Raw genomic sequence first — 12,162 nt, 5'->3', positions numbered from 1 at the left:
TAAATTTAACCTAATGAAAACGTATTCTTACTATTATATACTTCTCCTGTTTTTACTTATTGGTTCAGGCATATATGGGCAACAAGATGCTCAGTACACCCAATACATGTACAATACACTTAGTATAAATCCCGCCTATGCAGGATCACGAGATGGCTTTACTCTTTCTGCTTTATATCGCAATCAATGGATTGGAGTAGGAGGAGCTCCTGAAACACAAACATTGTCCTTAGACACCCCTTTACGAAATTTTAGTAATTCAGGGTTAGGCATATCGGTGGTAAACGATAAAATTGGTCCCATTCAAGAAACGTATCTTGATATAAACTACTCATACACCATTCCACTTTCTAAAAAAGGAAAGCTCGCATTCGGTCTAAAAGCTGGAGGGCACCTTTTAAACATTGACTTTGAAACCTTAAATGAATATTCAAGTAATGATGTTTTAATCGATGACAATATTGATAACAAATTTTCTCCAAATGTTGGGTTGGGTGCATTTTATTACACAAACAACTTTTATTTAGGTTTGTCGGCTCCAAATATTTTAGAAACAAAACACTTTGACAAATCTGCAAATTCAGAAAATGGCTTTACAAGTTTGGCCACAGAACGAATCAACTATTACTTAATTACAGGATATGTTTTTCAACTCAATTCTGATTTAAAATTCAAGCCCGCAGGCTTACTCAAAATGGTGTCTGGAGCACCATTGCAAGTAGATGTATCAGCGAATTTCTTAATCAAAGAAAAATTAACACTTGGTTTAGCATATCGCTGGGGTTCCGCTGTAAGCGCTCAGATGGCATATCGCATACAACAGTCTTTTTTAATTGGATTTGCATACGACTGGGAACCCAGTTCACTAGGCGCCACTCAATTTAATGCGGGTTCTTATGAAGTAGTATTGCGTGTTGAATTGTTCAACAAACGAAAAATAGTATATCCCCGATTCTTTTAATACAACCACAAAGTTTTATCATGCAAAAAATAATTACACTCTTTTTCTTTTTCCTAATTCTAGGAGCCGGATCAGTAACCGCTCAAAAGCGATTGCTCAAAAAAGCAAATAAACATTACGAAAACCTAGCCTATAAAGATGCCATCAATTTATATGAGCAAATTGTTGATGCAGGAAAAGCCGATTTCGATATATATCAAAAATTGGGTGATAGTTACTACTATAATTCTGATTTGAAGAATGCATTAAAATCATACCAAAAAATGCTTTCTTTGGGTAAGGATGTTCCTGCCGAGTATTATGCCCGTACAGCATCAGCATTAAAGAATAGTAGTGATTTTGAAGGAGCAGACAAATTATTAAAAGAATTAAGTAAACTAAAGAGTGACGATTCAAGAGCGGCGAAGTTGAGTGCTTTACCTGATTACCTAAGAGATATTACGGCAACTTCAGGTAGATACATGCTATCAAATATTGGTGTAAATTCTGCTAAAACTGATTTTGCTCCTGCTTTCTACAAAAATGAACTCGTATTTTCTTCGGCCAGAGGGAATGGTAATAGCGGGGAGGCCAAGAACAAGTGGACGGGACAATCCTATCTTTCCCTAATTAGAGCGACTATCATGGAGGATGGTCAATTGTACAAACCAGAGGCATTTTCAAAAAAATTAGATGCCCAATTACACGAATCAACAGCAGCATTTACCAAAGACGGAAGAACCGTATATTTTACGAGAAACAATGTGGAAGGAATAGGTTTCAAAACTGATACCACTGGTCAAGTCCGATTGAAAATATTTCGAGCTCAAATGGATGCAAGCGGAAACTGGCGCGATATTGAAGAGCTGCCTTTTAATGATGATAGTTACTCGGTTGCACACCCTTCATTAAATGCAGATGAGACAAAATTGTATTTTGCTTCTGATATGCCAGGAACACGGGGTATGTCAGATATTTTCAAGGTGGATATTAAACCAGATGGAAGTTTTGGAATTCCTGCAAATATGGGTTCTAATATTAATACAGAGGGAAGAGAAACTTTTCCGTATTTCACGGAAAAAGGAGTATTGTATTTTGCATCTGACGGTCATTTAGGTCTTGGTGGACTTGATGTTTTCGCTACAGGAGAAGTTTTAAATAACAAAGTAATTAATTTGGGAGCACCGGTTAACAGTCCAGCAGATGATGTGACTTTTATCATTGATGAATCTACAGGAAAAGGATATTTTGCATCTAATCGTGAAGGTGGAATGGGTGATGATGACTTATACACTTTTGTTGAAAGTAAGTCCCTTATAGGAAACTGCTTTGGAAATTTAGAACTAACCGTTTTGGATGATAAAACAAACCAGCCCATCAGTGCTTCTCTAATTGAATTTAAAAATGAGAATGGTGAAGTAGTCATTTCTGATAAGACTGATGAAAATGGTATGATGAGCTCCAACTACGATTGCGCTGATATAAATTATGCCATTCACGCAAGTAAAACTGATTATATGGCTAAAATACAGAAGTACAAGGCTTCATGGTCTGTAACCAAACCATCTATTGAGGTGAAGTTGCACAACATTGCCCCAAAAATTGGAAGTGATGTTATTGATATTCTAGATCTAAAACCTATTTATTATAAATATAACAGCCCAGAAACTTTAGATAGAAACAGAATAGAACTAGATCAAGTTGTTGCTTACTTAAAGAGGTATCCAAATGTTCATGTTAAGGTAGTTGCGCATGCAGATAGTCGTGGCAGAAATGCATATAACTTAAGCCTTTCTAAAGATCGATCTGTTGCAACGGCCGCTTATCTCATGAAAAATGGTATTCAAGAGTATCGCTTAAGAATAGATGGTCAAGGTGAAAATAGAATTTTAAATAGATGTGTTGACAATGTAGATTGTGAAGAAGAAGAGCACGTGAACAATAGAAGAACAGAATTTATAATTGTAAAGATTTAATACTCAAATACTTTTAAATTAAGCCTACTATGTTAATGTAACCATTAGCTAGTAGGTTTTCTAATTTTAGGAACTTCGAATGCTTAAATATATCTTTATATTTGAGATTATATACTTGTGAGCTATTCGTATGAGAAATCAAAAAACTATTGACCGAAGAAGTTTTGTAAAACAATCTGCCCTAATAGCATCCGCCGCTATGCTTCCTATTTCATGTGTTTCCTCAGATAAAAAGCCCAAATTCAAAATGGGATTACAACTTTTTACCATTCGTGATGCAATGGCAAAAGATCCCCTTGGAAGTCTAAAAAAAGTTGCCGCCTTGGGGTATCAAGATTTGGAAACTTATGGTTATGATGGAGAGAAAGGCTTGTACTACGGATATAAATCTGCAGAATTCAAACAAATTTTGAATGATTTAGGTTTAACAGCAACTAGTGGGCATTATGGTTTTTCAGACTATTTTGAGAAGTCCTCAGATGCTATGAAACGTTTCACTGATCAGTGCATTGAAGGCGCAAAAGCTTTGGATAAAAGCTATGTTACTTGGCCTTGGTTAGCACCGGAATATAGAACTTTAGATAACTTCAAACCACTTGCAGAAAAGCTAAATAAGATAGGCGAGCAAGTAAATGCGGCAGGACTAGGGTTTGCCTATCATAATCATGATTTTGAATTTACTGACCATGACGGTCAAATTGGTTATGATATCATCTTAAATGAGACTGATCCATCATTAGTAAAACTGCAAATGGATATGTATTGGATCAAACACGCCTCAAAATTGAGTCCCGCAGAATGGATATCAAAACAGCCTGGTAGATATGTAATGTGGCATATTAAGGATATGGATAAGGTTACTGGGGATTATACCGAAATGGGTAATGGATCTATTGACTACATAGACATCTTATCAAAAATTGATGTTGACGCATTAGAATACTATTATATTGAACAAGGCGGTAATTTTGCTAGTAATTCAATGCAAAGTATAACCGATAGTGCTGCTTATTTTAAGAAGCACTTGCAGAAGTATTTATAGGGCAGTTCTATTTAAATCCAATCTTTTCAATTGCTTGACGGCTGATTTTTATAGCATCAAGAGGTTTCATGTCGTCAAAAGTTTGATCTTGTTCTACCATAAAATATTTCATTCCCGATAACTTTTTCTGAGCGAGTATTTTAGTGAAGTCTATAGTTCCCCTTCCGACGGGCGCAAAACGACCTTGATCATCCATATCCTTTACATGCCACATTTTAAAACGTTTGGGATACTTCTTGAAATAGGCTAGGGGATCTGCACCCGCTTTAGTTACCCAAAACAAATCCATTTGAAAATTAACATATTTGGGATTGCAGTTTTCCAAAAGATAGTCAATCGGTACAACACCATTGGCATCTTTTTTAAACTCAAAATCATGATTGTGATACAAAAGCTTAAGTCCCGCTTTTCGTGCTTTTTCGCCCATAGCGTTTAAAGTTTTTGCAAGCTCTTCAACAGTGCAAGTCATACTCATGGTTGCTGTAGCGCCATCATAATTAAACCATCCCATAGGAGGTATTGGTACAACGAAGTATTTGAATCCTGCTGCCTTAGCATCGACAAACATCTTACTCATATTATCAAGCGTTACGTCAGACTGGTGCGTACTAATAGGTTTTAAACCAATTTGTTTTACGTAAGTTCTGAAATCCTTCGGAGACATTCCGTAGTAAGTACCGTCTTTATAGCCTGCAGCTTCAATATTCTTATATCCGGTATCCGCGACAGCTTGCAAAGTTGCTTTCGCATTTGTACCCATATCATTTCTAACGGTGTATAAGGCTAAGCCACCCATCTGATCTTGAGCTGCTACAGTATTTAGGCTTAAAACCATTAAAATTAATGTGATTTGAAATATACGTTGAATAGATTTTTTCATAATTAAAATAATTGCTCTTAAGCTAAAATAGTAATTAAATGGTATTGATATAATTTATGATGATCAAAAGGTGTTTTAATTAGTCGCTTGCAATTTGTACTTCTATATCTGCGGTGCAAAAAATTAATCTATACTTTTAAGCTAAACTTTTGATCTCAGCGTCAATAAATCTAGTTGTTTGTCGAGTTCCAAGCATAAATTAATGACTATTTCATAAATTTAGAAAATAGAAGTGTTTTGATGAAATTTAAAAAACTCGTTCAGATAGGTATTCTTTTTTTTATAACAATTCAACTTTCATGTTCGAAAAATGAAGAAGAAAAACAGTTTTTTGGTGAAGCCTTTATAGAAGCCGATCGTACTAATTTATTAGGCACATGGGCCATTTTTGCTGCTGATTTTGAAGGTGAAACATATGATGTACCCACCGACTACTATAATTGCGGTAATAACTTTTTCACCTACTACGAAGATGGCACCTATGTTGAAGCTGTATTTGAAGATAGTAATTGCAAACCCAAGGTGCAAAGTCTGCGTTGGTCACTTGACCAAGGTGTTATAACTTTTAGTAATGGTTCAGATACTGATCAATTCGTTGTGACCGATTTGAATGAAAGTACTTTTGTTTTTAAAGGACGCTTAGATATTGACGAAGATGGAGATTTGGAAGAATTGAAGTTACGAGCAAGACGGTATGAACCAGATGAGTTTGATGTTTATACACAAACATTCTCTCGAAGTACTGAAGATGAATATGATGGAGTAATTCGCTTTACTTGGAATAAATATTCCGGGTTTAATCAATTTGACAGGTATGAGATTTATAGAGGTGATGACGGTTGTGATACCAGTGAGATGACTCTTATAGCAACAATTCGCGACGTAAATCAAGTTAGTTTTATTGACGAATCTCCAACAATAGGTGAAGAATTGTGTTACGATTTTATTATTTATACGGATAGAGGAAAGCTAGAAGATGGTTTTCCGCAGAGTGTAAGAACATCAGACATTGAAGTCCCAGCAATAGAAATCAATGAACCAGTCATAAACGGAAATCAAATTACCGTAAACTGGGAGCCCTATTCAGGCAACTACTTTTCACATTATTTAATTACAGTCAATAATAGGGTGCCCTATTTCGGTAATCTTGATACCCATGAAATTGTTCTAACGCAAATAACGGACAAAGAGCTGACTACTTTTATTGATGAAAACCCGCCTTACTTTGCAGATCCTGTTTACACCGTAAGAGTTTATAATATATTTGGGCGTGAAAGCTTTTTACAAAACGACAATTATTCCAGTAGCCAACAAGTAAGTTACAAAAGAAAGGAGCTTATTGGTTTTCAAGATATTGATAAACTGACAATTCATGATTCAGAACCAGCGGTATACATTTATGGAAGAGAAGCTAACCAAATTCCAGCTCGATTTAAATTACAAAAGTATAATTATCAAACCAATCTTACAGAGGCAGTTGCTACAGAAGAAATTTCAACTTCTTTTGGCTCAGACATGAAATTATTCAATTCTAATTACGGTAAAGAGTTATTGGTACAACAAGGCAACTCGCTTTACGCTTATGATGCTTTGGATTTAGGTTTTAAATATGAAATTAAAAGTGAGAATGTATTCTTTACTATTGATGATTTTCAATATATGGGTGATGACCTGTATGTATTTATAGATACCAGAGAATTAAATGTTTTCAAAAGAGAAAATGACAATTTGGTCTTCATAGATCGGCAATCTCATGACATAGAAAATGGTAATTATTCGGGCTATAAACTTATAGCAATTGATACTAACCGGTTTCTCGCCGGCCATCATAACTCTACTACTAGTATTCTTTATGAGTTGAATACCGATGGTACTTTTGCTGAAAATGTGCAGACGACTCCTGTAGCATTCGCTTCAAACTTTCGGGATAAAACAATATTTAATGCTGCTCAAAATATAATTCTTAACAGTACTGAAAAAATACTCTATTCCGCCAATACTTTAAGTGTTTTAGAAAACTTAACCAATCCCAATTTTCCAAGTGGAATTAGTGCAGATGGTAATTTAATTCTGGGAAGTAATAATGACCCTAAGTGGCGTGTAGAACGTGAAAGTTTACATCAAAAAGAAGCCATTATATTTAATAGAGAAAGCAACTCTGTACAATTCATTCCAACCATTGGATATCCGCTTTTGCTTTTTGAAAATCACTTAGGCCAAATAATTAGCATTTCAAGTGGAATAAAAAGAGAAAGACTATCAAGTTTCACTGAGTATGATGAAATCTTTATTGAAACGGTGGAGATACCTTAAATTCAATTTATAGATTGATAATTGATTAGAAGATGCTACTTTTATAATATTCATTCCAATCACCCATATTTATGAAAACACTACTGTTTCGCATCTTGTTAGTAATACTTATTGCTTTTTCTGCAGTCTTTTTATCCTGTAAAGAAAAAGAAACCAACAAAAATGCGGCAGAATCGATTACGCAATATGAAGAGTCGATGTCAGTATTACCTATTGACAAACTCAAGTTACCTGAAGGGTTTAAAATCGAAGTCTTTGCTGACAGCATTGATGGCGCACGTTCAATGGCAATCGGTGATGATGGAACACTCTTCGTAGGAACTCGCAATGAAGGTACCGTCTACGCCATACAAGATCGAGACAAAGACTTTAGAGCGGATAATGTTATCATTTTAGATACGGGCCTGGTAGCACCAAATGGTATTGCATATAGAAATGGTTCGTTGTTTGTAGCGGAAGTTGGGCGATTGATTCGATATGACAGTATTGAATCAAAATTGGAAAATCCTGGAAAACCAGCGGTAGTTTATGATGATTACCCTACGGAATTTCACCACGGATGGAAATATATAGCGTTCGGTCCCGATGACAAACTATACGTTCCGGTTGGTGCGCCTTGTAATATTTGTGATTCTACGGTAACGGATAAACGTTTTTCTACAATCACACGAATGGATCCTGACGGCAGCAATCGTGAGATATATGCACAAGGTGTTCGAAATACGGTCGGATTTACTTGGCATCCGGAAACAAAAAACATGTATTTTACAGATAACGGCCGTGATATGATGGGTGACGATATTCCGCCTTGCGAGTTGAATAGAATTACCGAAGCGGGACAGCATTTTGGTTATCCATATTGTCATGGGGGAGTGGTCAAAGATCCTGAATTTGGTGATCAACAGCCTTGTGCAGATTTTGTAGCTCCTGTTCAAGCTTTAGGGGCTCATGTTGCGCCATTGGGAGTTAAATTTTATACTGGAGCTATGTTCCCAGAGAAATACAAAAAATATGCTTTTATAGCTGAACATGGTTCTTGGAATAGAACCAAGAAAGTTGGCTATAAAATTGCCTTAGTGCAAATTGAAGACGGTAAGTCAGTTGCATATGATACTTTTATTGAAGGGTGGTTAGATGAGGAATCGCAGGAGCGTTTCGGTAGACCTGTAGATATGTTATTTTTAGAAGACGGTTCTATGTTGATTTCTGATGACTTTGGTGATGCCATCTATCGTGTTACCTATGAATCAGGGCAGCTGGCAAGCAACTAAATCTTTTTAAACCAACTACCTCGGGTCAAACCTTCAAGGTATTCGAAAGAATATTATTCAAAAATTTCGATGCAAGCCTGAGAGCATTTAAATATTGATTATCTAGCAAATTATTGAATGAGTGCATCTTAAGCATATGTATTCATTCCGAAATATTTTTAAACAACAAATAACACACTTTATGAAATTTTCAACAGTACTACTGATTTTTTGTGCGCTACTTCTTTCTTCTTGCAAAACAGAAAACCAATCTCAGACCGAAAAAGAATTTACTATTGATTATGAAAAATTCACTTTAGACAATGGCTTAGAAGTCATACTGCACGAAGACCATAGTGATCCTATCGTTGCTGTGGCAACTATGATGCATGTCGGTTCTAATCGAGAGAAACCTGGCAAAACAGGATTCGCACATTTCTTTGAACATATGAGTTTTAATGACTCTGAAAACGTTCCTGTAGGAGCCAATCGAAAAATGATTCCTGAATGGGGAGGAAGTCGTAATGGGGGCACTTGGAGTGATGGAACGGTGTATTATGAAGTAGTGCCCAAAGATGCCTTCGAAAAAATTCTTTGGATCGATTCTGATCGTTTTGGGTATATGATAAATACAGTAACCGAAGCTGCTCTAGAACGAGAAAAGCAAGTGGTTAAAAATGAAAAGCGTGAACGCGTTGATAATTCACCTTATGGGTATACGAATGAAATTATTAGAAAGAACCTGTATCCTGAAGGTCATCCGTATAGTTGGACTGTTATTGGCGCCTTGCCTGATTTACAAGCGGCAACCATTGATGACGTTAAAGAATTTTACAACAAATATTACGGAGCGAAAAATGCATCTTTAGTTATTGCTGGCGACATTAATATTGCTGAAACCAAGACATTGGTTGAAAAATGGTTTGGTGAAATACCGAGTGGTCCTGATGTAGAAACATTACAACCAATGCCGGTTAAATTATCCGAAAGCAAATCTTTGTATTTTGAAGATAACTTCGCCAAACTTCCCGAGCTAAGAATCGTTATCCCAACTATAGAAGAATACCATAAAGATGGTTATGCCCTTCAAGTATTAGGACAATTATTGAGTGGTAGCAAAACTGCACCGCTTTATCAAGTAGTTGTTGAAGAGAAAAAATTAGCACCTGAAATCGGCACCTATCAAAATGGAAGTGAAATTGCTGGAGAGTTCGTATTTAGAGTAAGAGCAAATGCAGGAACTGATTTAGATGATTTGAAAGTAGCTATTGACGAAGGTTTGGTGCGATTTGAGACGGATGGTGTGAGTGAGAAGGATTTAAAGCGGATTAAAGCAGAACTTGAAACAGGATTGTATCAAGGCATTAGTACGGTTTTAAACAAAGCCTTTCAATTGGTTCAAGACAATGAGTTTAATGGAGATCCGAGTTATATTACAAAGGCGGCAAAGCTCACAAATGCAGTCACGGCTGCTGATGTCATGAGGGTTTATGAGCAATATATTAAGGGAAAAAATTACGTGATGACAAGTGTAGTACCCAAAGGGCAATTAGAGCTAGCTGTTTCAGATGCAAAGGAAGCGACCGTATGGATTGAAGAAGTGAAGCAGAATGTTGCCAATGAAGAAGTAGGGCAAGGAGCAGAAGCACAGTATGAAAAAACACCAAGCGTACACGACAGAAGCGAGCCTGCTTTTGGTGAGTTGCCATTGTTCAAATCACCAGAAGTTTGGTCGGCCTCATTAGATAATGGAATGCAAGTTTATGGTATCGAAAATAATGAAGTGCCCTTAGTGCAGTTTGATATTACAATTCCTGGAGGTCTTTTATTAGATCCAAATGGAAAAGAAGGTGTTAGTAGCTTATTGAGCGATTTGATGATGGAAGGAACGGCGACTAAAACACCTGCTGAGCTTGAAGAAGCAATAGGTCTATTAGGCGCAACTATTGGTATGTATAGTTCAAATGAAGAGCTCCACATTTACGGTTCTTGTTTGGCAAAGAATTTTGAAGGTTCCATTGCATTGGTTAAAGAGATTCTACTAGAGCCCCGTTGGGATACCAAAGAGTTTGATCGCCTAAAACTGGCCTTAGAAACGGAGTTAAAAGGTCTTGAAGCAAATCCAAATGCGATTGCCTCATTGGTGGCGAACAGATTGATTTATGGAGATCAACATAAGTTTAGCATTCCAGGTTCAGGCACTTTGGCTTCTATCAAAGAAATTACAGTAGCTGACCTAAAAGGCTATTACGAAAAATTATCACCGAAAAACGCTACTCTGCACATTGCAGGTGCCATTTCAAAAGATAAGACAACGGCAATTGTAAATGCTTTGAATGATTTTAATGGGGATGCAGTACCACTTCCAAAACAAGTTTTACCTACAGAATCTAAAGCTGGTAATCTCTATTTTGTCGACGTTCCAGGATCTAAACAATCTGTTATTAGAATTGGAAAATTGTCCTTATCGGCTACCGATGAAAATGCAAATAATCTAGATTTTGCGAACGAAATTTTAGGTGGTGGTTCTAGTGGACGGTTATTTCAAACTCTACGAATTGAAAAAGGATATACGTATGGAGCCTATTCAGGCTTCCGCAATAGTCTTGAAGTTTCTCCATTTTTAGTGCGAACAAGTGTAAGAGCAAATGCAACTTTAAAATCCTTAGAGATTATAAAAGACATGTTGAGCAATTATTCGAAAGATTTTACAGAAGCAGATGTGGAATTAACAAAAAACAAACTCTTAAAAGCTGATACCAGAGCCTTTGAAAGCCTTGGTGCAAAACTAGGAATGGTTCGCAATATTAGCAAATACAATAGGTCATCTGATTATGCGGAAAAATATCAGGAAGAATTAGTTGCAATGAACTTAGAAAACTACAAAAATATCATCGACACTTATTTACAAGAAAAGGAAATGATTTATGTAGTAGTTGGTGACAAAGCAACACAATTTGAAGAAGTAAAAAAATTGGGAATGCCTGTTATTGAATTAGATATAAACGGAAACAAAAAGTAATCTATTTTTTTAACGACTTTTACTAGCTTTAACAGCCTGTCTATCTATGCTTGCACTATTTTGGATCGCTCCATGAAATAGTCCTCAAAACGTTTTAATTTCGGATGTAGATTTTCTGAATAAAGAACATACTGACATTTTCGAATACTTTGCGTGATAGACATAATAGCGTTGTAATCAGATTTTTGAATCAGAAAATCTGCATCATCTATACTCAAAATTTTTATTTGTGAGGTGCTTACTCCGTTTAACAAAAATAATTTATTCATGGTCTTAGGCGTGGAGATAAGAATATCTATTCCCTCAAAAATTTCAGATTTCTGTACATCAATATGTAGTTGCTCATATCCTACATAAACACGAAGTGAATTGTATTTGGTATAGGTCAAAAATAAGTCATACAACTCAAGAGCCCGTTCTTTATTTTCAACAAGTATCACCGCTCTTGGTGCATGTCCGTCAGCTTCACATTTTAGTTTCTGTAGGGTGGTCAATACGATCGTAGTTGTTTTCCCTTGGCCTTTGGGCGCGTTACAAAACACATTGGTACCACTTTTAATTACAGGTATGCTCTTGCTTTGAAAAGAAGTGGGCACTTCGATTTCTAGACGCTCAAGCGACTCTCTTAAATCAGAATGTAGTTTTTTAAAAGGCATAGAAATCAAAAAGGTGTCAGTTACTTATTCATAATGGACTTAACAAAGATACTACCTTGAATTGTAAACAGATTCTTGAGCCT

At 36.1% G+C, this 12,162-nt stretch carries 8 protein-coding genes; 6 read left to right on the top strand and 2 right to left on the bottom strand.

Annotated elements, in window-relative coordinates:
• The first annotated feature begins 13 nt into the window (after positions 1–13).
• The 3 genes from ACKWCD_RS03085 (at position 14) to ACKWCD_RS03075 (ending at position 3,958) form a co-directional block, all read left to right on the top strand.
• The gene (locus tag ACKWCD_RS03085) at positions 14–961 is read left to right on the top strand and encodes a PorP/SprF family type IX secretion system membrane protein (protein ID WP_413982463.1); all 948 of its coding nucleotides are present in this window, start codon (positions 14–16) and stop codon (positions 959–961) included.
• 20 nt (positions 962–981) lie between these two features.
• Entirely contained in the window at positions 982–2,916 is a 1,935-nt protein-coding gene (locus tag ACKWCD_RS03080) for an OmpA family protein (protein ID WP_413982462.1), read from the top strand.
• Between the two features lie 130 nt (positions 2,917–3,046).
• The gene (locus ACKWCD_RS03075; protein ID WP_413982461.1) at positions 3,047–3,958 is read left to right on the top strand and encodes a sugar phosphate isomerase/epimerase family protein; all 912 of its coding nucleotides are present in this window, start codon (positions 3,047–3,049) and stop codon (positions 3,956–3,958) included.
• 7 nt (positions 3,959–3,965) lie between these two features.
• On the opposite strand, the gene ACKWCD_RS03070 is transcribed toward ACKWCD_RS03075, so the two are convergent.
• Positions 3,966–4,838 (bottom strand): sugar phosphate isomerase/epimerase family protein, encoded by an 873-nt coding sequence (locus ACKWCD_RS03070; protein ID WP_413982460.1) that lies wholly within the window; start codon positions 4,836–4,838, stop codon positions 3,966–3,968.
• 240 nt (positions 4,839–5,078) lie between these two features.
• Here ACKWCD_RS03070 and ACKWCD_RS03065 point away from each other — a divergent pair, with 240 nt between their 5' ends.
• From ACKWCD_RS03065 to ACKWCD_RS03055, 3 genes are all read left to right on the top strand, one after another.
• Positions 5,079–7,151, top strand: a complete 2,073-nt coding sequence (locus tag ACKWCD_RS03065; RefSeq protein ID WP_413982459.1) for a lipocalin family protein — start codon at positions 5,079–5,081, stop codon at positions 7,149–7,151.
• A 71-nt stretch (positions 7,152–7,222) separates the two neighbouring features.
• Positions 7,223–8,422 carry a PQQ-dependent sugar dehydrogenase gene (locus tag ACKWCD_RS03060; RefSeq protein ID WP_413982458.1) on the top strand — a complete coding sequence of 400 codons (1,200 nt, stop codon included), beginning with the start codon at positions 7,223–7,225 and terminating at the stop codon, positions 8,420–8,422.
• A 181-nt stretch (positions 8,423–8,603) separates the two neighbouring features.
• Positions 8,604–11,423 carry a M16 family metallopeptidase gene (locus ACKWCD_RS03055; protein WP_413982457.1) on the top strand — a complete coding sequence of 940 codons (2,820 nt, stop codon included), beginning with the start codon at positions 8,604–8,606 and terminating at the stop codon, positions 11,421–11,423.
• 44 nt (positions 11,424–11,467) lie between these two features.
• On the opposite strand, the gene ACKWCD_RS03050 is transcribed toward ACKWCD_RS03055, so the two are convergent.
• A complete protein-coding gene (locus tag ACKWCD_RS03050) occupies positions 11,468–12,079 on the bottom strand; it encodes a DEAD/DEAH box helicase (protein WP_413982456.1) in 612 nt (203 codons plus the stop codon).
• Positions 12,080–12,162 lie beyond the last annotated feature (83 nt).

The sequence above is a fragment of the Maribacter taeanensis genome, from assembly GCF_047345145.1.
GTDB lineage: Bacteria > Bacteroidota > Bacteroidia > Flavobacteriales > Flavobacteriaceae > Maribacter_C.
Note: the sequence above shows the minus strand (reverse complement) of the source record. Positions and strands in the feature narration are given on the sequence as shown.

What these genes read in the sequence shown, in the direction of transcription:
- ACKWCD_RS03085 (WP_413982463.1), top strand. Translation starts at nt 14, where the DNA reads ATGAAAACGTATTCTTACTATTATATACTTCTCCTGTTTTTACTTATT.
- ACKWCD_RS03080 (WP_413982462.1), top strand. Translation starts at nt 982, where the DNA reads ATGCAAAAAATAATTACACTCTTTTTCTTTTTCCTAATTCTAGGAGCC.
- ACKWCD_RS03075 (WP_413982461.1), top strand. Translation starts at nt 3,047, where the DNA reads ATGAGAAATCAAAAAACTATTGACCGAAGAAGTTTTGTAAAACAATCT.
- ACKWCD_RS03070 (WP_413982460.1), bottom strand. Translation starts at nt 4,838, where the DNA reads ATGAAAAAATCTATTCAACGTATATTTCAAATCACATTAATTTTAATG.
- ACKWCD_RS03065 (WP_413982459.1), top strand. Translation starts at nt 5,079, where the DNA reads ATGAAATTTAAAAAACTCGTTCAGATAGGTATTCTTTTTTTTATAACA.
- ACKWCD_RS03060 (WP_413982458.1), top strand. Translation starts at nt 7,223, where the DNA reads ATGAAAACACTACTGTTTCGCATCTTGTTAGTAATACTTATTGCTTTT.
- ACKWCD_RS03055 (WP_413982457.1), top strand. Translation starts at nt 8,604, where the DNA reads ATGAAATTTTCAACAGTACTACTGATTTTTTGTGCGCTACTTCTTTCT.
- ACKWCD_RS03050 (WP_413982456.1), bottom strand. Translation starts at nt 12,079, where the DNA reads ATGCCTTTTAAAAAACTACATTCTGATTTAAGAGAGTCGCTTGAGCGT.